The organism is Comamonas sp. MYb396 (genome assembly GCF_037479555.1).
Classification (GTDB): Bacteria; Pseudomonadota; Gammaproteobacteria; order Burkholderiales; family Burkholderiaceae_C; genus Comamonas.
Genome location: NZ_JBBGYU010000002.1, coordinates 173,772 through 194,346 on the forward strand (window position 1 = coordinate 173,772; position 20,575 = coordinate 194,346).

20 protein-coding genes are annotated in these 20,575 nt (G+C 63.2%); 11 read left to right on the top strand and 9 right to left on the bottom strand.

Annotated elements, in window-relative coordinates; all coding sequences use genetic code 11:
- Window positions 1-55: 55 nt before the first annotated feature.
- From acnB to WH265_RS04990, 5 genes are all read right to left on the bottom strand, one after another.
- A complete protein-coding gene (acnB, locus tag WH265_RS04970; protein ID WP_021026918.1) occupies window positions 56-2,641 on the bottom strand; it encodes a bifunctional aconitate hydratase 2/2-methylisocitrate dehydratase in 2,586 nt (861 codons plus the stop codon).
- Window positions 2,642-2,711: 70 nt separating this feature from the next.
- Entirely contained in the window at window positions 2,712-3,317 is a 606-nt protein-coding gene (locus tag WH265_RS04975) for a hypothetical protein (protein ID WP_021026919.1), read from the bottom strand.
- A 53-nt stretch (window positions 3,318-3,370) separates the two neighbouring features.
- Entirely contained in the window at window positions 3,371-4,357 is a 987-nt protein-coding gene (locus tag WH265_RS04980; protein ID WP_339557555.1) for an HpcH/HpaI aldolase/citrate lyase family protein, read from the bottom strand.
- A gap of 12 nt (window positions 4,358-4,369) precedes the next feature.
- Window positions 4,370-5,158, bottom strand: a complete 789-nt coding sequence (gene tam, locus WH265_RS04985) for a trans-aconitate 2-methyltransferase (RefSeq protein ID WP_339557556.1) — start codon at window positions 5,156-5,158, stop codon at window positions 4,370-4,372.
- A gap of 16 nt (window positions 5,159-5,174) precedes the next feature.
- Window positions 5,175-6,161, bottom strand: coding sequence for a malate dehydrogenase (locus WH265_RS04990; RefSeq protein ID WP_021026922.1), 987 nt, complete (start codon window positions 6,159-6,161; stop codon window positions 5,175-5,177).
- 277 nt (window positions 6,162-6,438) lie between these two features.
- Between WH265_RS04990 and WH265_RS04995 the strand changes: the two genes are divergently transcribed.
- The 8 genes from WH265_RS04995 to WH265_RS05030 all read left to right on the top strand — a co-directional run bounded on the left by WH265_RS04995 (window position 6,439) and on the right by WH265_RS05030 (window position 14,404).
- Complete coding sequence (locus tag WH265_RS04995) at window positions 6,439-7,233, top strand: GntR family transcriptional regulator (protein ID WP_021026923.1); 795 nt, start codon at window positions 6,439-6,441, stop codon at window positions 7,231-7,233.
- A 135-nt stretch (window positions 7,234-7,368) separates the two neighbouring features.
- Window positions 7,369-7,803 carry a succinate dehydrogenase, cytochrome b556 subunit gene (sdhC, locus tag WH265_RS05000; RefSeq protein ID WP_021026924.1) on the top strand — a complete coding sequence of 145 codons (435 nt, stop codon included), beginning with the start codon at window positions 7,369-7,371 and terminating at the stop codon, window positions 7,801-7,803.
- 43 nt (window positions 7,804-7,846) lie between these two features.
- Window positions 7,847-8,212: a succinate dehydrogenase, hydrophobic membrane anchor protein gene (sdhD, locus tag WH265_RS05005; protein WP_133858580.1), complete on the top strand. Its 366-nt coding sequence runs from the start codon at window positions 7,847-7,849 to the stop codon at window positions 8,210-8,212.
- 22 nt (window positions 8,213-8,234) lie between these two features.
- Entirely contained in the window at window positions 8,235-10,040 is a 1,806-nt protein-coding gene (sdhA, locus tag WH265_RS05010; RefSeq protein ID WP_133858579.1) for a succinate dehydrogenase flavoprotein subunit, read from the top strand.
- 31 nt (window positions 10,041-10,071) lie between these two features.
- The gene (locus tag WH265_RS05015; protein ID WP_021026927.1) at window positions 10,072-10,776 is read left to right on the top strand and encodes a succinate dehydrogenase iron-sulfur subunit; all 705 of its coding nucleotides are present in this window, start codon (window positions 10,072-10,074) and stop codon (window positions 10,774-10,776) included.
- Window positions 10,777-10,794: 18 nt separating this feature from the next.
- On the top strand, window positions 10,795-11,085 hold the full coding sequence (locus WH265_RS05020; RefSeq protein ID WP_339557557.1) for an FAD assembly factor SdhE: 291 nt from the start codon (window positions 10,795-10,797) through the stop codon (window positions 11,083-11,085).
- A 20-nt stretch (window positions 11,086-11,105) separates the two neighbouring features.
- Window positions 11,106-12,416, top strand: a complete 1,311-nt coding sequence (locus tag WH265_RS05025) for a citrate synthase (protein WP_339557558.1) — start codon at window positions 11,106-11,108, stop codon at window positions 12,414-12,416.
- 128 nt (window positions 12,417-12,544) lie between these two features.
- Window positions 12,545-14,404 carry a phosphoethanolamine transferase gene (locus WH265_RS05030; protein ID WP_339557559.1) on the top strand — a complete coding sequence of 620 codons (1,860 nt, stop codon included), beginning with the start codon at window positions 12,545-12,547 and terminating at the stop codon, window positions 14,402-14,404.
- On the opposite strand, the gene WH265_RS05035 is transcribed toward WH265_RS05030, so the two are convergent.
- Window positions 14,401-15,603: a PA0069 family radical SAM protein gene (locus WH265_RS05035; RefSeq protein ID WP_445228494.1), complete on the bottom strand. Its 1,203-nt coding sequence runs from the start codon at window positions 15,601-15,603 to the stop codon at window positions 14,401-14,403. The genes WH265_RS05030 and WH265_RS05035 overlap by 4 nt on opposite strands.
- Window positions 15,604-15,878: 275 nt before the next feature.
- Here WH265_RS05035 and rnk point away from each other — a divergent pair, with 275 nt between their 5' ends.
- On the top strand, window positions 15,879-16,292 hold the full coding sequence (rnk, locus tag WH265_RS05040) for a nucleoside diphosphate kinase regulator (RefSeq protein WP_021026932.1): 414 nt from the start codon (window positions 15,879-15,881) through the stop codon (window positions 16,290-16,292).
- Between the two features lie 43 nt (window positions 16,293-16,335).
- On the opposite strand, the gene WH265_RS05045 is transcribed toward rnk, so the two are convergent.
- Window positions 16,336-17,520: an acyltransferase family protein gene (locus tag WH265_RS05045; RefSeq protein ID WP_339557560.1), complete on the bottom strand. Its 1,185-nt coding sequence runs from the start codon at window positions 17,518-17,520 to the stop codon at window positions 16,336-16,338.
- A gap of 210 nt (window positions 17,521-17,730) precedes the next feature.
- On the opposite strand from WH265_RS05045, the gene WH265_RS05050 reads away from it, so the two are divergent.
- Both WH265_RS05050 and WH265_RS05055 read left to right on the top strand, forming a co-directional pair.
- The gene (locus WH265_RS05050; protein WP_239808945.1) at window positions 17,731-18,315 is read left to right on the top strand and encodes a GbsR/MarR family transcriptional regulator; all 585 of its coding nucleotides are present in this window, start codon (window positions 17,731-17,733) and stop codon (window positions 18,313-18,315) included.
- A 1-nt stretch (window position 18,316) separates the two neighbouring features.
- Window positions 18,317-18,790: a hypothetical protein gene (locus tag WH265_RS05055; RefSeq protein WP_021026934.1), complete on the top strand. Its 474-nt coding sequence runs from the start codon at window positions 18,317-18,319 to the stop codon at window positions 18,788-18,790.
- Here WH265_RS05055 and WH265_RS05060 read toward each other — a convergent pair.
- Window positions 18,787-19,431, bottom strand: coding sequence for a hypothetical protein (locus WH265_RS05060; protein WP_339557563.1), 645 nt, complete (start codon window positions 19,429-19,431; stop codon window positions 18,787-18,789). The two genes, WH265_RS05055 and WH265_RS05060, sit on opposite strands and share 4 nt — an antisense overlap.
- A gap of 86 nt (window positions 19,432-19,517) precedes the next feature.
- Window positions 19,518-20,507: an NAD(P)H-dependent flavin oxidoreductase gene (locus tag WH265_RS05065; RefSeq protein ID WP_339536288.1), complete on the bottom strand. Its 990-nt coding sequence runs from the start codon at window positions 20,505-20,507 to the stop codon at window positions 19,518-19,520.
- Between the last annotated feature and the right edge of the window lie 68 nt (window positions 20,508-20,575).

Consider the following 20,575-nt stretch of genomic DNA (forward strand, 5'->3'; position numbering starts at 1 on the left):
CCGAAGCGGGTTGCAAGGGCAGAGGCTGCAAACCCCTGCACGCAGGCCAAAAGGCTTAGATCTTCTCGGCAACCTCGGCGTATTCCGAGATTTCGTTGAAGTTCATGTAGCGGTAGACGGAGGCCTTGTCGGCATCGATCACGCCCATTTCCTTGAGGTACTCTTCCTTGGTGGGCAGCTTGCCCAGGCGCGATGCAATCGCGGCCAGCTCGGCCGAGCCCAGGAACACATTGGTGTTCTTGCCCAGACGGTTGGGGAAGTTGCGGGTCGAGGTCGAGATGACCGTCGCGCCCTCGCGCACCTGGGCCTGGTTGCCCATGCACAGCGAGCAGCCGGGCATTTCGGTGCGGGCGCCGGCGGTACCAAAGGCGGCGTAATGGCCTTCCTTGATCAGCTCGCTCTGGTCCATCTTGGTGGGAGGTGCCACCCACAGTTTGACGGGGATGTCACGCTGGCCGCCCAGCAGCTTGGCTGCAGCGCGGAAGTGGCCGATGTTGGTCATGCACGAGCCGATGAAGGCTTCATCGATCTTGGTGCCGGCCACGTCGGACAGGAACTTGGCGTCGTCCGGGTCGTTGGGGCAGCAGACGATAGGCTCCTTGATGTCGGCCAGGTCGATCTCGATGATGTGCGCGTATTCGGCGTCCTTGTCGGCTTCGAGCAGATCGGGCTTGGCCAGCCAGGCTTCGACCTTCTCGATACGGCGCTGCAAGGTCTTGGCATCGGCATAACCGTCGGCGATCATGTTCTTCATCAGAACCACGTTCGAGGTCAGGTATTCCTTGATCGGCTCGGGGTTGAGCTTGATCGTGCAGCCAGCGGCAGAGCGCTCGGCGGACGCGTCAGACAGCTCGAACGCTTGCTCGACCTTCAGGTCTGGCAGGCCTTCGATCTCCAGGATGCGGCCGGAGAACTCGTTGATCTTGCCGGCCTTGGCGACGGTCAGCAGACCGGCCTTGATCGCGTACAGCGGAATCGCGTGCACCAGATCGCGCAGGGTCACGCCCGGCTGCATTTCGCCCTTGAAGCGCACCAGCACCGATTCAGGCATGTCCAGCGGCATCACGCCAGTGGCAGCACCGAAGGCCACCAGGCCCGAGCCTGCGGGGAAGGAAATGCCGATTGGGAAACGGGTGTGCGAGTCACCGCCGGTGCCCACGGTGTCAGGCAGCAGCAGGCGGTTGAGCCAGCTGTGGATCACGCCATCACCAGGACGCAGGGCCACGCCACCACGGTTGCTGATGAAGTTGGGCAGTTCGCGGTGGGTCTTGACGTCCACTGGCTTGGGGTAGGCGGCCGTGTGGCAGAAGGACTGCATCACCATGTCGGCGGAGAAGCCCAGGCAAGCGAGGTCCTTGAGCTCATCGCGGGTCATCGGGCCCGTGGTGTCTTGCGAGCCCACGGTGGTCATGCGCGGTTCGCAGTAGGTACCGGGGCGCACGCCCTGGCCTTCTGGCAGACCGACAGCGCGGCCAACCATCTTTTGCGCCAAGGTGAAGCCGGCCTTGGATTCGGCAGGCGCCTGGGGCAGGCGGAACACGGTCGATGCGGGCAGCCCCAGCGCTTCGCGGGCCTTGGCGGTCAGCGAGCGGCCAATGATCAGGTTGATACGGCCGCCGGCGCGCACTTCGTCAAACAGCACATCGCTCTTGAGCTGGAACTCGGCAACGGTCTCACCGTTCTTGAGGATCTTGCCGTCGTAGGGCAGCACGTCGATCACGTCGCCCATCTCCAGCTTGGAGACGTCCACTTCAATCGGCAGCGAGCCCGAGTCTTCCTGGGTGTTGAAGAAGATCGGAGCGATCTTGCCGCCCAAGGTCACACCACCAAAGCGCTTGTTGGGCACAAAGGGAATGTCCTGGCCGGTGGCCCAGACGATGGAGTTGGTTGCCGACTTGCGCGAAGAGCCGGTGCCAACCACGTCGCCGACGTAGGCCACCAGGTGGCCCTTTTTCTTCAGGTCGTCGATGAACTGCATCGGGCCGCGCTTGCCGTCTTCTTCAGGCTTGAAGGCCGCGTCAGGACGCGTGTTCTTCAGCATCGCGAGGTAGTGCAGAGGAATGTCGGGGCGGCTCCAGGCGTCTGGCGCGGGCGACAGGTCGTCGGTGTTGGTCTCGCCGGGCACCTTGAACACGGTGACGGTGATCTTCTTGTCGACTTCGGGGCGCGAAGTGAACCACTCGGCGTCGGCCCAGCTTTGCATCACTTCCTTGGCCTTGGCATTGCCGGCCTTGGCCTTGTCGGCGACGTCATTGAAGAAGTCGAACATCAACAGCGTCTTCTTGAGGGCATCGGCAGCCACGGCGGCCACTTCTGCGTCATCGAGCAGCTCAATGAGCGGATGCACGTTGTAACCACCCACCATGGTGCCCAGCAGCTCGGTGGCCTTGGCCTTGGAGATCAGCGCCACTTTCAGGTCGCCATGTGCCACGGCTGCCAGGAAGGAAGCCTTGACCTTGGCGGCATCGTCCACACCTGGCGGCACGCGGTGGGTGAGCAGATCGAGCAGAAATGCTTCTTCACCGGCAGGCGGGTTCTTGATCAGCTCGATCAAGTCAGCGACCTGCTTGGCATCCAGCGGCAGTGGGGGGATGCCCAGAGCGGCACGCTCAGTCACATGGTCGCGGTAGGCTTTCAACATACGTTCTCCGGTTCTCTATTTCAATGGTGGGGCGCTCGCAAGGCGTCGGGCAGCCGCGCCGCTGTTCTTATCAGCGGCCGTTGCCTTCAAACAGTGCGGCAGGTGGGTTTTTCTTGATGGCTTCGGCAACCTGGTTTTGCTCAGGGCTCATGCATTCGTCGGCCAGGCGCTGACCGAGCTTGCGGTTGATCAGCATCGACTTGTTGGCCACTTGCAGCCACATGGCGCCAGCGTGCTGGTCTTCCAGGCGGATGGTGCCGGTGGAGGTGGCCACCGGGGCCATGTGGTACTTGAAGCCCTTGCCTTCAACGAAGAAGTAGCCGGGGTTGACCGAATCCTTGGCGATATTGATCGAGGCACCCAGCTCGCAGCTGATGCGGCCTTGGTAGACCTGCTCGGCAATCGCCAGCTCGGCGGGGGTCAGGGTCTGCTGGGCAGGAATGGACGCGGCCGCAGCGGCTGCGCCGGCACCAGCGGCAACCGCTGCGCCCTTCTTGGCGGTGGATGCACGCTTGGCAGGGGCCTTTTTGGCCGGTGCCTTCTTGGCGGCGGTGGTTTTGGCCGCTGCGGCCTTGGCAGCAGGCTTGGCCGCCGTCTTGTCTTGCGCCTGCACACTGCCCATGGCCAGAGTCAGCGCAGGAACCAAGACCAACAAAGAAATCACGCGATTTTTCATAACAACTCCCGCGATACAACGCAAGAAACAGGAAAAGGGCTGGACCCGGATGGTTACAGCCACTCCCGCACTGTACCCGGCAACGGGCAACCCGTCTGCGCGGCACGCTCCAAAATTTGCCAAAAGTAACGATAACTTGCACGGTCATGCAAGACCCCGTCGACGCTGATCGGCGCCCATTGGGCATCAGCTGCCGCACGCACAATCCGGGCCGCCTCGTCCACCTGATCCTGCGTGGGCGCGAAGGCCTGCAGGATGGGGCGGATCTGCGCGGGGTGGATGCTCCACATGCGGGTATAGCCCAGCTCGCCATAGGCGCGGCGGGCGGCCTGCTCCATCGCATCGGGGTTCTTGAACTCGGTCACCACGCAGTGCGATGGCACTTTCCCGTAGGCATGGCAGGCAGCGGCGATCTCCAGCTTGGCGCGCAGCACCAGCGGATGTGTGAACTGGCCTTGCACGCCCATGGCGCTGGCGGGGATGGCGCCACCATGGGCAGAGACAAAATCCATCAGGCCAAAGCTGATGCTTTGCACGCGGGGGTGGGCCGCAATCTCGAAAGCGCGGTGCACGGCCTGGGGCGACTCGATCAGCGCATGCAGCGGCACCGGGGTGCTGGTGGCCGCCTGCAGCAAGCGGTCAACCTTATCGATGTCATCGACCGACTCGACCTTGGGCACCATGATGTGGCAGAGCTGCTCGCCCGCCTCGCCAGCGATGGTGGCGATGTCTTCGGCCAGCGCGGCGTGGTCGGCCGCATGCACGCGGGCAGCGACCCGGGCGCCGGGCGCGGCGTTCTTGGCGAGCGATGCGACCAGCTGGGCATGGGCCTTTTCCTGGCCGACGGCCGCGCCATCTTCGCAGTCCAGGGTCACATCGAACACGCAGCGGCCGAACTCTTGCATCATCTGTGCCTGCAAGGCCAGGCTCTTGCGCATGCGGTCCTCCACGCCACTGTAGTGGTCGCAGACCGGCAGTGCCAGGGCCCCAGACTGGGCGCCCAGCAGTACCTGTGCGGGATGGATGGCGGAGACACTCATGGCTACTAATCGTCAGATGGGGCGCTTGGCCACCAAAAACAAGCGGGGGAAGGCCAGCAGGCGCTGGCCATCGCTGCGCAGCGCGTAGGCGGCGTCGATGCGGCGGGTGTACTCGGCCACAAAGCTGGTTTGCAGCTCGGCACGCAGAGGCTGGAGAAAGGGCCTGAGACCCGTGCCACGAACCCATTGGACAATCGCCTCCGCACTGTCCATTGGGTGCTGGTACGCCGTACGCCAGGCATCCACCTGCGCATCACGGGCCAACACATCGTAGTAATCATTCAAGGCCAGCAAATCCGTGCGCAAGGCATGCGGATCGCCGATTTCTGCAGCCCAGGGCTGCAGCGCTGCCACTTCACGCATCAGGCGGTGGGTGGGCTCATCGCGGTTGTCCGGCATCTGCACGGCCAGTACACCACCGGGCGCCAACATGTCCATCAAGCGGGGCAGCAGTTGCACGTGGTCTGGCACCCATTGCAGGGCCGCATTGGCAAAAATCAGGTCGGGCAAACGCCCGTTGTGCAGTGGAGCCTGCCAGTGGGCGATGTCGCCCTGCTCAAAATGCACCTGCGCAAGACGCTGGCGCGCAGCGGCCAGCATGTCTTGCGACTGGTCGATACCCAGCACCCGTGCATGCACGAAGCGCTGGGCCAGCAGCTCGGTGGAATTGCCCGGCCCGCAACCCAGATCCACCACATAGGCGGTATCGCTGGGCAGGGCCACGCGCGCCAGCAGTTCGGCGGCCGGGCGCGTGCGCTCGTCCTCGAACCGGCTGTAGAGCTGGGCATTCCATGCAAGCATGCGGGTCGGCCTTGGATTACAGCAGGTGCTTGACGCCGTCTTGCTCGCCTTGCAGCTCAGCCAGGGTCTTGTCGATGCATTCTTGCGAGAACGCGTCGATCTCCAGACCTTCGACGATCTTGTATTCGCCGTTTTCGGTGGTCACTGGGAAGCCGAAGATGATGCCCGCTGGGATGCCGTATTCGCCGTTCGAAGGCACGCCCATGGTCACCCATTCGCCAGCCGAGCCCAGGGCCCAGTCACGCATGTGGTCGATGGCGGCGTTGGCAGCCGATGCAGCCGACGACAGGCCACGTGCAGCAATGATGGCGGCGCCACGCTTGCCCACGGTTGGCAGGAACACGTCCTTGTTCCAGGCCTGGTCGTTGATCGCGTCCTTGACCGACTTGCCGTCCACGGTGGCGAAGCGGTAGTCAGCGTACATCGTTGGCGAGTGGTTGCCCCAGACCGTCAGCTTGCGGATGTCGCCGACCTTGAAGCCAGCCTTGGCAGCCAGTTGCGAGGCAGCGCGGTTGTGGTCCAGACGCAGCATGGCGGTGAAGTTCTTCGCTGGCAGGTCGGGAGCCGACTTCATCGCGATGTAGGCATTGGTGTTGGCAGGGTTGCCGACCACCAGCACCTTGACGTTGCGCGAAGCGACAGCGTTCAGGGCCTTGCCTTGGGCGGTGAAGATCTGGGCATTGGCAGCCAGCAGGTCAGCACGTTCCATGCCTGGACCGCGAGGACGGGCACCCACGAGCAGTGCGTAGTCGGTGTCCTTGAAGGCTTGCAGCGGGTCGCTGTGGGCTTCGATACCGGCCACCAGAGGGAAAGCGCAGTCTTCCAGCTCCATGATCACGCCCTTGAGCGCGTTCTGTGCCTTCTCGTCAGGAATTTCCAGCAGTTGCAGGATGACAGGCTGGTCCTTGCCCAGCATTTCGCCCGAAGCGATGCGGAACAACAGGGCATAACCGATTTGACCAGCGGCACCGGTAACGGCGACACGTACGGGCTTCTTGCTCATGGGAAAACTCCAGAAAATAGAAATGAGGTGTCCAAGCAGGCCAGCATCGGAGAGGGTGTCAAACGACTGGAATCAGCGATCGGGATTCCCCGATGGCAGGTCTGTAAACAGCGCATAAGTGTACTCTTGAACAGATCACTCAGTCAATTTGTCTTATGTCTTATATAAGATATGATTGACCCCTGATGCGCTATACAATGCGCGCTGTAAATTTGAACCGTTGGATGTCACATCCACTGTGACACCCGAGAGATTGAATCTCTCTTAAGACAAGCGCATGACATCTTCCACCCCCAATGCAAACGACACCGGAATCACGTCCGCTGGCGACAGCGTGGGTGGTGCGACCCCGGCATTCAGCCCCCTCTACCAACAAATCAAGGGCCTGATCCTGCAAAGCCTGGAGGCTGGCGCCTGGAAACCGGGCGAGATGATCCCCAGCGAGATGGAGCTGGCCGCCCGCTACCGCGTGAGCCAGGGCACCGTGCGCAAGGCCATCGACGAGCTGGCTGCCGACAACCTGCTGCTGCGCCGCCAGGGCAAGGGCACCTTTGTCGCCACCCATGCCGAGCGCAATGTGCAGTACCGCTTCCTGCGTCTCCTTCCGGACAGCGGTGACCTCAACGAAGAAGGTCCGGCGCAGCGCAACATCATCTCCTGCCGCAGCATCAAGGGCGCCAGCGAGATCTGCAAGCTGCTGCAGGTGCCCACGGGCGAGTCGCTGATCCATGTGCGCCGCGTGCTGGTGTTTGCCGGCATTCCCACGATTGTCGAAGACATCTGGCTGCCCAGCAGCAGCTTCAAGGGCCTGACGGCCGAGCAGATGCGCGACTACCCCGGCGCCACCTACGCAATGTTCGAGGTGGAGTACGGCGTGCGCATGGTGCGCGCCCAGGAAAAACTGCGCGCCGTGCTGCCCGATGCGGCGCAGGCCCAATTGCTCGATATCGACGGCCAGACCCCCCTGCTGAGCGTCGAGCGCGTCGCTTACACCTATAACGATGTTCCCATGGAATTACGACGAGGTCTTTATCGGACGGACACCCACCATTACAGCAATACCCTGAGCTAATGCACCGGTCAAGTCTGAGTAGTCACCACGGGGTTAAAGAGAAACCCTTAGACCTGCGCGCTGCATTGCAATAAAATTTTGCAGGTTTGAGCCTAGCGATTACATAGCAGTTACATCCACGAAAGATTTCACACCATGACAGATACCACGAAGAAGCGGCCTGAGTTTCGCAATATCAACATGCTGACGGACCTGCCGGGCTACCGTTTCCCGGTGGCAGCCATCCTGTCGATCCTGCACCGCGCCAGCGGCCTGGTGATGTTCTTCCTGCTGCCCTTTGTGGTCTGGCTGCTCGACACCTCGATCTCCTCTGAATTCTCCTACGCCCGCTTCACGGCCGCCTTCAACACCGGCGCCGGCATCTTTGCGGGCTGGTTCATCAAGCTGGCCGTGCTGGCGCTCATCTGGGCCTACCTGCACCACTTCTGCGCCGGCCTGCGCCACATCTGGATGGATGTCTCGCACAAGTCGGTCAACAAGGAATTCGGCAAGAGCTCGGCCATCGTCTGCTTTGCCATCAGCCTGGCGCTGACCGCTATCCTGGGTGCCAAGCTGTTTGGCCTGTACTGATCGCCCGCGACTGCATTTACTGATAAATAAGAAAGGATTCCCCATGTCCGTCAATTACGGCTCCAAACGCGTCGTGACCGGTGCGCACTACGGTTTGCGCGACTGGCTGGCCCAGCGCATCACCGGCTTGCTGATGGCCTTGTTCACCGTGGCCCTGCTGGCCCAGGTGCTGATGATCAAGGGCCCTATCGGCTACGAGCAGTGGGCAGGCATCTTCTCCCACCAGTGGATGAAGTTCATCACCGTGGGCACCCTGGTGGCGCTGGCCTACCACGCCTGGGTGGGCATGCGTGAAATCCTCATGGACTACGTCCAGCCCGTCGGCCTGCGCCTGGTGCTGCAGATTTTTGTGCTGGTCTGGCTGGTGGGCTGCCTCGGCTGGGGCCTGCAGGTTCTGTGGCGTCTGTGATACCCGCGATTGAAAGAGAACAATGAGCTATACAAAAGAGAACATCACCAAGCGCAAGTTTGATGTCGTCATCATCGGCGCAGGCGGCTCCGGTCTGCGCGCTGCGCTGGAACTGTCCAAGGCTGGCCTGTCCGTGGCTGCCTTGTCCAAGGTTTTCCCCACCCGCTCGCACACCGTGGCAGCGCAAGGTGGCGTGTCCGCCTCGCTGGGCAACATGTCTCCCGACAACTGGGAATGGCACTTCTACGACACCATCAAGGGCTCGGACTGGCTCGGTGACCAGGATGCGATCGAGTTCATGTGCCGCGAAGCACCCAAGGTGGTGTACGAGCTGGAACACTTCGGCATGCCTTTCGACCGCAACCCCGATGGCACGATCTACCAGCGCCCCTTCGGCGGCCACACCGCCAACCATGGCGAAAAGCCCGTGCAACGCGCTTGCGCAGCCGCTGACCGTACCGGCCACGCGATGCTGCACACGCTCTACCAGCAAAACGTCAAGTCCAAGACCAACTTCTTCGTCGAGTGGATGGCGCTGGACCTGATCCGCGACGAATCCGGTGACGTGGTCGGCGTGACCGCCATCGAGCTGGAAACCGGCGACCTGTACGAGCTGCACGCCAAGGCGGTGCTGCTGGCCACTGGTGGCGCAGGCCGCATCTTCCAGGCATCGACCAATGCCTTCATCAACACCGGCGACGGCCTGGGTATGGCTGCACGTGCAGGCATTCCGCTGCAGGACATGGAGTTCTGGCAGTTCCACCCCACCGGCGTGGCCGGCGCAGGCGTGCTGCTGACCGAAGGCTGCCGCGGTGAAGGCGCTATCCTGCGCAACAGCGATGGCGAGCGTTTCATGGAGCGCTATGCGCCGACCCTGAAGGATCTGGCGCCACGCGACTTCGTCTCGCGCTCGATGGACCAGGAAATCAAGGAAGGCCGTGGCTGTGGTCCGAACAAGGACTACATCCTGCTGGACATGACCCACCTGGGTGCAGAAACCATCCGCAAGCGCCTGCCTTCGGTGGAAGAAATCGGCCACAACTTCGCCAACGTGGACATCACCAAGGAACCGATTCCTGTGGTGCCCACCATCCACTACCAGATGGGCGGCATCCCCACCAACATCAACGGCCAGGTCGTTGTCTGGGATGGTGAAGAGAACAAGGTCGTCAACGGTCTCTACGCGGTGGGCGAATGCTCCTGCGTGTCGGTGCACGGCGCCAACCGCCTGGGCACGAACTCGCTGCTGGACCTGCTGGTCTTTGGCAAGTCGGCTGGCAAGCACATCGTCAACTACGTCAACGGCTACGGCGAATTCAAGCCCATGCCCGACAACGCATCGGACTTCTCGCTGTCGCGCCTGAACAAGCTCGACGAGTCGACCAGCGGCGAGTACGCACAAGACGTGGCCAACGACATCCGCGCCTGCATGCAGCTGCACGCTGGTGTGTTCCGCACGCAAAAGAGCATGGACGAAGGCGTCCAGAAGATCGCCGACATCCGCGCCCGCGTCGGTGGTGTGACCCTGAAGGACAAGTCCAAGGTCTGGAACACTGCCCGCATGGAAGCGCTGGAAGTGGCCAACCTGATCGAAGTGGCACAGGCCACGATGGTCTCGGCCGCCGCCCGCAAGGAATGCCGTGGCGCCCACACCGTGGATGACTACGAGCACCCCGCTGACGATCCCAAGTACCCACTGGGCCGCAATGACATCGACTGGCTCAAGCACACCCTGTGGTACAGCGCTGCCAACAGCCTGGAGTACAAGCCAGTGCAACTCAAGCCGCTGACCGTGCCGTCGGTACCGCCCAAGGTCCGTACCTTCTAAATCCACGCAGCCCACGAAAGAACATCCCAAAATGAAGCGTACTTTCAAAATCTATCGCTACGATCCCGATAAAGATGCCAAGCCCTACATGCAGACGGTGGAGGTGGAGCTCGACGGTCATGAGCGCATGCTGCTGGACGCCCTGGTCAAGCTGAAGGAACTCGATCCATCGATCTCGTTCCGCCGCTCCTGCCGCGAAGGCGTGTGCGGCTCGGACGCGATGAACATCAACGGCAAGAACGGCCTGGCGTGCCTGACGAACATGAACACCCTCAAGGGTGACATCGTCCTGAAGCCCCTGCCCGGTCTGCCTGTGATCCGCGACCTGATCGTGGACATGACCCAGTTCTTCAAGCAGTACCACTCGATCAAGCCCTACCTGATGGCCGACAGCTTTGTCGCCAACGAGAAGGAGCGCCTGCAGTCCCCCGAAGAGCGCGAAGAGCTCAACGGCCTGTACGAGTGCATTCTGTGCGCCAGCTGCTCGACCAGCTGCCCCTCTTTCTGGTGGAACCCCGACAAGTTTGTGGGCCCCGCCGGTTTGCTGCAGGCCTACCGCTTCATCGCCGACAGCCGCGATGACCACACCGGTGAGCGCCTGGATAACCTGGAAGACCCCTACCGTCTGTTCCGTTGCCACACCATCATGAACTGCGTGGACGTGTGCCCCAAGCACCTCAACCCCACGAAGGCGATTGGCAAGATCAAGGAACTGATGGTTCGCCGTGCGGTGTAAGAACCAGATTGAGCAATTATGGAAAACGAACTGCTGGATGAACGTGCGCGCGATCTGCTGCGCTGGCGTAGTCGCCGAGGCCTGGTGGAGAACGACATCTTCGTCGAGCAGTTCTTCCGCACATACGGAGCAAGCCTGAATGTCCGCCAGGCGCAAGGGCTGACCACTTTGATGAACCTGTCGGACAACGACCTGCTGGACTTGATGCTCAGGCGCAAGGAACCAACAGGCGACCTCGACACGCCAGATGTTCATGAAGTGCTGGAGATGCTGCGCAGCCGAAAACCACGTGCATCTCTTGCGGACTAACTCGAGAAGGAACCAGTTTTATGAAACTAGCAGACAACAAAGCCACGCTATCGTTTAGCAACGGCGCAGCAAGCGTAGACCTTCCGGTTTACCAGGGCTCGATCGGCCCGGATGTCATCGACATCCGCAAGCTGTACGCGCAGACCGGCATGTTCACGTACGACCCCGGTTTCCTCTCGACGGCTGCCTGCCAGTCGGCCATCACCTATATCGATGGTGACAAGGGTGAGCTGCTGTACCGCGGCTACCCGATCGAGCAGCTGGCCAAGAACTGCAACTACCTCGAAACCTGCTACCTGCTGCTGTACGGCGAGCTGCCCAATGCAACGCAGAAGGCCGAGTTCGAAGACACGGTGACCAAGCACACCATGGTCAACGAGCAGATGCAGTTCTTCCTGCGTGGTTTCCGCCGCGATGCGCACCCCATGGCCGTTCTGACGGGCCTGGTGGGCGGCATGTCGGCCTTCTACCACGACAGCACCGACATCACCAACCCCGAGCACCGCAACATTGCGGCGATCCGCTTGATCGCCAAGCTGCCGACCCTGGTGGCCATGGCCTACAAGTACGGCACGGGCCAGCCTTACATGTACCCGAAGAATGACCTGTCCTACGCAGGCAACTTCCTGCGCATGATGTTCGGCAACCCTTGCGAAGAGTATGTGGTGAACCCGGTGGTGGAGCGCGCGCTCGACCGCATCTTCATCCTGCACGCAGACCACGAGCAAAACGCGTCGACCTCGACCGTGCGCCTGTGCGGCTCCTCGGGCACCAACCCGTTTGCAGCGATCTCCGCTGGTGTGGCATGCCTCTGGGGCCCTGCCCACGGCGGCGCCAACGAAGCCTGTCTGAACATGCTGGAAAACATCCAGGCCAACGGCGGCATCGCCAAGGTCGGTGAGTTCATGGAGCAGGTCAAGGACAAGTCCAGCGGCGTCAAGCTGATGGGCTTTGGCCACCGCGTCTACAAGAACTACGACCCACGCGCCAAGCTGATGCAGGAAACCTGCAACGAGATCCTGGCCGAACTGGGCCTGGAAAACGATCCGCTGTTCGCCCTGGCCAAGCAAGTCGAGAAGATCGCTCTGGAAGACGACTACTTCGTCTCGCGCAAGCTGTACCCGAACGTGGACTTCTACTCGGGCATCGTGCAACGCGCCATCGGCATCCCTGTGAAGCTGTTCACCGGCATCTTCGCACTGGCCCGCACCGTCGGCTGGATCGCCCAGCTCAACGAGCAAATGGCCGATCCCGAGTACAAGATTGGCCGTCCACGCCAGCTGTACACCGGCTCGGTGGCCCGCGACGTGCAGCCTATCGCCAAGCGCTGATAGACCAGCCCGGCAGTGCTTGCGCTGCCTGGCACTGCGCCTACTGCACAAGAACCCGCTTCGGCGGGTTTTTTTACGCCTGCTTGTGCATTAATCGATTGTTAAGCTGGCCCGCCGACGATGGCGGGATGACATTCTTTGCCCGGTTTATCACCCCCACAGGCAAGGCTGCAGACACTGCGGCATTTCCTCCCCATTCGGCCGACCTGCCTTTCAGCGCCGATCTGGCCACCAGCACCTCGCAGCAGCCCGCAAGGCCCGTGTGGCTGTGGAGCCTGGTCGTCAGCCTCTGGCTGGCCAGTGTGGGCAATCTGGCCTTGTGGAAGGCCATCTCGCAGGCAGACGGCCTGAGCAGCACGCAGCAGTGGGTCCTGGGGCTGAGCCTGGGTCTGGCCATTGCCTGCGCCTGCTGGGCGCTATTGAACCTGATCAGTTGGGGCCGCGCCGCCAAACCGGTGATGATTGCGCTGTGCTGGGTCGCCGCCTTTGCCGCCTGTTTCATGCTGAACTACGGCATCGCCATCGATGCCTCAATGCTCACCAATGTGCTGCAGACCGATGTGAAGGAAGCGGCCGACCTGCTGCACTGGAGCCTGGTGGTCACCGTGGGCGCCATCGCGATTCCCCCGACCTGGTGGATCTGGCGCCAGACCCTGGCCCAGCGCCCAGGCTGGCGCCCGGTGCTCAAGCAGCTGGGCATGGTGCTGCTGGCCGTGCTGGCCATGGTGGTTGTGGTGATGGCGGGCTTTCGTCCCATCTCGTCGGCCATGCGCAACCACACCAGCCTGCGCTACATGATGAACCCGCTGTCCACCGTCTATGCCGCTGGCAACCTGGTGGCCCAGCAAATCCAGCACCGCGACACCACGCTCTACCCGATTGGCGAAGATGCCAAGCTGGGGGCCAGCTATGCCGGCCAGACCAGCTTCCCGATCTATGCGCTGGTCGTCGGCGAGACCGGCCGCGCCGGCAATTTTGCGACCAATGGCTATGAGCGCCCCACGACGCCTTTGCTCTCGGCCCGCCAGGACCTGGCCGTCGCCACCAATGCCTGGTCCTGCGGCACCAGCACCGCCGTGTCCGTGCCCTGCATGTTCTCGCACCTGGGGCGCAGCAGCCAGAACAGCGACAAGTCCTATGAAAACCTGCTCGATGTACTGCAGCGCGCTGGCCTGGCCGTCCTCTGGGTCGAGAACCAGTCGGGCTGCAAGGGCGTCTGCGCCCGCGTGCACAACGCCAACACCGAGACCGACCTGCCCGCCGCCGCCCGCAAGGCGCTGTGCCAGGACGGCGAATGCGTGGACATGGCCTTGCTCGAAGGCCTCGATGAGCGCATCAACGCGCTGCCCGCCGAGCAGCGCACCAAAGGTGTGGTCGTCGTGCTGCACCAGATGGGCAGCCATGGCCCGGCCTATTTCAAGCGCTCGCTGGGCCAGGACAAGCGCTTCAGCCCCGAGTGCAACAACGTCAATCTGCAGGCCTGCGACCGCGCCTCGCTGATCAATGCCTATGACAACAGCGTCGTCGCCACCGACCGCATGCTCGGCGGCCTGATCGACTGGCTGGCCAGCAAGGGCCAGCGCCAGCCCACGGCCATGATGTATGTGGCCGACCATGGCGAATCGCTGGGCGAAAACAATATCTACCTGCACGGCCTGCCCTATTCCGTCGCCCCCGATGTGCAAAAGCATGTGCCCTGGATCACCTGGCTCTCGCCCGCCATGCAGCAACGCATGGGCATGAGCACCAGCTGCCTGCAGCAGGCCGTGGCCACTGCCCGCATCAGCCATGACAACCTGTTCCACTCGATGCTGGGCCTGACCGATGTGCAGACCGCACTGCACCAGGCCGATCTGGATATTTTTGCCAGCTGCAAGGGCCGCTCTGCACCAGCTGCCACTTTGGCGCAGCTGGCATCTGCCTCTGTGCCGGCAAGCGTTGCAGCGCAGCCGCCGACCACGGTCGCCGCTGCTCGCAAGCGCGGCTAAAACAGGTTTCCCTGTCCAGGGTGCGGCGCCTGCGCGGCGCCTCCCTGGCGCACGGCCTGCTGCATCTGCTGCACCTGTTGTGCGCGCCAGGCCTCAAAACCGCGCCAGTCCATCTCCTGCCGCTCGCGCCCATAGCCCAGCTGCGCGCAGGCCCGCACAAAGCGCTGGCGCACCAGGTCGGCCCACAGGCCCTGGCCCTTCATGCGGCTGAAGGACTGGCTGTCATAGCTCTTGCCGCGCAGCCGGTCGGCCTCGCTGATCTGGTGCAGGTCGCGCACCCGCTGCATCACCCGGGCAGCGCGCTGTGGGTAATGGGCCTGCAGCCACTGCTGGAACACGACATTGAGTTCCCAGGGCAGGCGCAGCACGGTGTAGAAGGCGGTGGTGGCGCCGGCCTCGCGCGCGGCTGCCAGCACCTCTTCCATGTCCTCGGTCAAAAACGGAATATGCGGCGCCACGCTCACCCCGACAGGAATGCCGGCCTCCGTCAGCTGGCGGATGGTGCGCAGCCGCCGGTGCGGCGCCGCAGCCCGGGGCTCGAGCAGGCGGGTCAGCTGTGGGTCCAGGCTGGTGATCGTGATGTAGACGGCCGCCGCGTTCTTGCGCGCCGCTGCGGCAATCAGGTCGGTATCGCGCTCCACCGCGCTGCTCTTGGTGATCAGCGAGAACGGGTGCTCGGCCTCGCTGAGCACCTCGATCAGCTGCCGCGTCAGGCCCAGCTCGCGCTCGATCGGCTGGTAGCAATCGGTGGCCGAGCCGATATTGAGCGAGGCCGGCTGGTAGCGCGGGCGGCTGATCTCGGCCTTGAGCACCTGGGCAATATTGGTCTTGGCAAACAACTGGGTTTCAAAATCCAGCCCCGGCGAGAGGTTCAGGTAGCTGTGGTAGGGCCTGGCATAGCAGTAGATGCAGCCATGCTCGCAGCCCCGGTAGGGGTTGACCGAGTGATCAAAGAAGATATCGGGTGAGTCGTTTTTCTGGATCGCGCTGCGCGCCCGCTCCTCGTGTACCTGGGTTGGCAGGCTCTCGGCGTCCTGCTGCCACCAGGCGCCTTCTTCCAGGTTCAGATCTGCATCGCCAGCCACAGGCGCCTCAGCGGCTGCAGGGGTCCAGCCATCGTCAGCCCATTCCCGCACATCGCTGGCAAAACGGTGGCGGGGTGCCCCCACCGCGCCGCGCCCCTTGCGGGCCACTGGCAGGGGCACACGCACCGGCACAGGCCCATCCAGGTCGTCCGCGCAGCGCTGCAGGGCCTGCGGGTCGTCTAGCGGGGCAGTGTCAACGGTGTGGATGGAGGGATGGCGGGCAGGCATACTAACGGATGATGACTGTTTTTATATACAGTATTTCATGCATTGTCCGCCATCCCCGCATCCTCTGCAAGCGCCGCGCACACCAGGGCTATTCGCACCGTTTTGGTGCGAAATGGGGCTTGGCCTACATTCGGGGATTACATACTCCGGAGGAAGTTTTCATGTCTCGCAAACCCCAACTCATCCTGTCATCCCTGGATGTGGACCGCCTGGAAGCGCTGCTGGAGGCGATGCCGGCCAGTGCCTTCCCCGGCAAGGCGGATCTGGAGGCCGAGATTGCCCGCGCCGATATTGTGGAGCCCAGCGATATTCCGCCGGATGTGGTGACGATGAACTCCACGGTGAACTTTGACATTGCCGAATCGGGCAAGCAGTTCCAGCTGACCCTGGTCTACCCCAAGGACCTGGACGACACCAGCAGCAAGATTTCGGTATTTGCACCCGTGGGCAGTGCGCTGCTGGGCCTGGCGATTGGCGATGAGCTGGCCTGGCCGTCCGTGGGCGGAAAGACGATGACGGTGCGTGTGACCGGCATCAGCTACCAGCCCGAGCGCGCCGGCGATCTGCACCGCTGAGCGGTCAACCGACAAGCGCCGGCAAGGGCCGGCAAGGGCCTGCCTACATCGACAAGCGCGCCCCCACCAGGGTCACCAGCAGGCCGCCCCCGACCAGGCCCAGCTCCCAGCGGGCAACAGAGCGCAGGCTGGGCGTACGCGCCTCCACCCCCAGGTAGAGCGCGCGCCCGGCCAGCAGCGACAGCGCAAAGGCCAGGCCCATGCCCAGCCAGTTGAGCCAGGGCTGGCTCGGCCAGACATGCGAGACCACCGCGTTGCACAGCACCACGATGGAAAAGTGCACCAGAAACACCGAGTAGCCCATTTGGCCCAGCGACTGCAGCCAGCGCACAGGCGCCTGGCGGCCCAGCCAGTCGACCAGGCGGCTGTCTGCCGGCAGGCGCATCAGCCACAGCAGCGCGACGGAGCCGCACAGTGCCACCGCAATGCGCAGGCGGAAATCCACTTCCAGTGACACGAGACCAAAAGCGAGCAGGCAGGCCGTCCAGGACCAGGGTTTGGCGCTTTGGCTGCCCCAGAAAGCCAGCATGCCCATGCCATAGGCACCGATAAAGTAGACAAACCACATGTCCAGCTCGCTGTGGCGGTTGAACACCAGCAGCGACAAGGCCGTGAGCGCCAGCACGACCCACTGGCCCAGTTGCAGGCCCAGCCATTGGCGGGCCCAGCGGCGGCTCCATGCAAACAGCAAGGTGACGGCGGCGAACAGCTGAAAATCGATCGCCACATACCAGACACCGGCCGACAGCGCATCTTCGCCGCTGATGTCCTGCAGCATCAGCGCATTGGCGATCAGCTGCTGCCAGGTAGGCTCGGCGGGTACGGATTCATGGGCAAACCAGGGCCGCACCAGCGCTGCGATGAACACAGCCAGCAACAGCGCGACGGAATAAGGCGCGAGCAGGCGCAGCGCGCGCTGGCCGATCTTGGCCAGCGGGCTGCCAAAGCGGGCCACACCTTGCGGGGCCAGGCTGGCCGCCGACAGAAAGCCGCCCATGACCAGGAAAATCTGCACGGCAATGCGCGCATATTCCGCCAGCCAGTCAATGATGCCGGGGGTGACTTGCGCTGCGACATCCGACATCGGGCCGTAGAAAGCCAGGTGGTGCCAGACAATGGCAGCACAGCAAGCCCCTTTGGTCATGTCCAGCCACAGATTTCGTTTGTTATGGGTTGTTGTGGTAGGCAAGATAGTCTCTGGCCAGCGGCCCCGCAATGGGCAAGCCATTGCAAAGCAGGCTGGCAATGTTCTGACAAGGGTGTGGCACCGCGCGCGCAGTGCCACTCCATATGTAACGCCGTTGTTTCTGCCTGCGTTGACGGGGCTGCCCCGGGGACCGAGCGAAATATGCCGTCTTTACAAAGCGCGGCGGGCTGCGCTCCAGGCCATCGCAGCCTGGCGTTTCAGCTTTTCCAGAAAAAACCGATAATCAGCGCCATGAAACAAGCCCCCACCCCGCTGCCCGAGCTCACCCGCCAATTCGTGTCACATTTTGGCGAGATGGGCAGCCGCTGGGGCATCAACCGCACCGTGGGCCAGATCTATGCGCTGATCTTTCTCTCGCCCCAGCCCATCAATGCCGACGAGATTGCCGAGGGCCTGTCGTTCTCGCGCTCCAATGTCAGCATGGGCTTGAAGGAGCTGCAATCCTGGCGCCTGGTGCATATGCGCCACCAGCCGGGTGACCGGCGCGAATACTTTGAAGCGCCGGCCGATGTCTGGGAGATCTTTCGCACCCTGGCCGAAGAGCGCCGCCGCCGCGAAATCGAACCCACGCAGTCGATGCTGCGCTCCGCCCTGCTGCAGGAAACCCATTCCGCCGACGAGCAGTACGCCCAGCAGCGCATGCAGGAGATGTACGACCTGATCGACAAACTGATGACCTGGTTTGACGATGTGCAGCGCCTCAACCCCGACACGGCCCTGCAGCTGATGGGCATGGGCAGCGCTGTCACCCGGGTGCTGACCATCAAGGACCGCTTGACCGGCAAATCGCCCGCCCGCAAGGAAGGCAACGACTGAGATGCTGGCCCTGCAAGCCCCGGCCGCCATTGCCGAGCGGCTCTGGCCCGGCAGCCCCTGGCCCGCCGTGGTGCCTGGCCTGATGCCCGGCCATGGCCTGCCTACGACCGAGATCGCCGGCGATTTTGTGCTGCTGGACCACCTGGCCGCTGCCCAGGAAACCTGGGGGCGCGATGCCCCGCTGGCCAAGCTGGGCCAGGACTGGTGGGTGTTTGCCTGCTCGGGCACCGGCGATGCCTGGCTGCTGAGCCGTGACCAGCAGCAGGCCGTCGCCTTTCTGGACCACAGTGCCGGGCCTGACGCCCTGCCCCAGCCACTGGGCATCGATGCCGGGCAATGGCTGCAACTGGCCGATCTGATGGCGCAGCTGGAAGCGGCGCAAGACCAGGGGCAGGATGTGGCGCCGCAAGCCTTGGCGCTGATGGAGCAACTGGCACCGGGCCTATCCGTCGACTACCCCTACACGCTGGCCTAACGCGCTGGCGCAGCAGTGGCCGTTTTGGGCGCCAGCACAATGCGCAGGCCTTGGTCCTGCACCTCCATGCGCTCGACCGTGTAGCCCAGGCCTTGCAACAGCATGCGCTGGCTGGCGGGCAGCTCATAGACCAGCAGGCCTTGCAGCACCTGCTCGGCCAGGCGGGGCGCATAGGTCTGGAACATGCCCTGGTAGGCAGCGGGCACGCCCTGCATCTGCAGCTGCTGCACGCGCACGTTGTGCAGGCGGATGCTGGCATCGGCATCCTGGAAGGCCAGACCAAAGTCCAGGGTCATCTGGCCGGGGTATTCGTTGCCCATCAGCTTCTCGGTCACCCAGATATCGAAGGCGGCACGCAGGCTGTTGCTGGCTGCCAGCAATTGCACACTGGGCTTTTGCAGCTGGATGACGACCATGCCCTGCCAGGAGCGGGCCAGCGGAAACTTGGCAGCGACCGCCTGCTGCAGCTGCGCCTGGCTGATGCGGATGCTGCGCGCGCCTGCGGGTAGCGGGGTATCGGCAGCCTGCGCCGCACTGGTCACAAGGCCAGCCCCAGCCACCAGGCCAGCGGCAGCCCATACCAGGCAGCGGCGGCGCTGCAGCGGCTGGGCGCCACCCTGGGCAAAAAACTGTTTCTCCATCGCATCACACCGTAGCCGTCAAACGTGGTTGGACAGTGCCGCTGGGCCAAAGTTCAGCCCCGGCGGCCGGTGTTGGTATCTGCGCGTTACGCTGCCTGTGCAGGGGCCGCTGCGCGGCTCGGGCTGCTGGCCAGCAGCGCATCGCGGGCCTCAAAGTACTCGCGCTTGAGCCGGGCCACCAGCTCGGCAGCGGGCACCACCTGCTTGACGGCGCCAATGCCCTGGCCACTGCCCCAGATGTCTTTCCAGGCCTTGCGGTCCTTGCCAAAGCTCATCGAGCTGGGGTCGGAGACCGGCAGGTTGTCCGGGTCCATGCCGGCCGCGCGGATCGACGGGCTCAGGTAGTTGCCATGCACGCCGGTAAAGAGGTTGCTGTAGATGATGTCGTCCGAGTTGGAGCTGACAATCATCTGCTTGTACTCTTCCACCGCACGCGCCTCATCGGTGGCGATAAAGGCCGAGCCGATATAGGCAAAGTCGGCGCCCATGGCCTGGGCGGCCAGCACGGCACGGCCATGCGCAATGCTGCCCGACAAGGCCAGCGGGCCGTCAAACCATTCGCGGATTTCCTGCACCAGCGCAAACGGGCTCTTGATGCCCGCATGGCCACCGGCACCAGCTGCCACGGCAATCAGGCCATCGGCGCCCTTGTCGATGGCCTTGTGTGCAAAGCTGTTGTTGATGATGTCGTGCATCACCACACCGCCCCAGGAATGGGCGGCCTGGAACACGTCCTCACGCGCACCCAGCGAGGTGATCAAGATGGGCACCTTGTACTTTTCGCACAGCGCCATGTCATGCTCCAGGCGCTCATTGGTCCGGTGCACGATCTGGTTGATCGCAAACGGCGCGGCGGGCTGGTCAGGGTGGGCGCGGTTGTGTGCGGCCAGGGTTTCGGTGATTTCGGCCAGCCAGTCATCGAGCTGCTCGGCCGGGCGGGCATTGAGCGCGGGCATGGAGCCGACGATGCCGGCCTTGCACTGCGCAATCAGCAACTGGGGGTTGCTGACGATGAACAGCGGTGAGCCGATGACCGGAAAAGGCACGTTCTGCAACGCGCCGGGAAGCTTGGACATACAAGGTCTCCTTCAAAGGGCAAAAGCCTTCTGCACCGCCTGGGCGGCGCAGACCCCAGGCGCCTTGG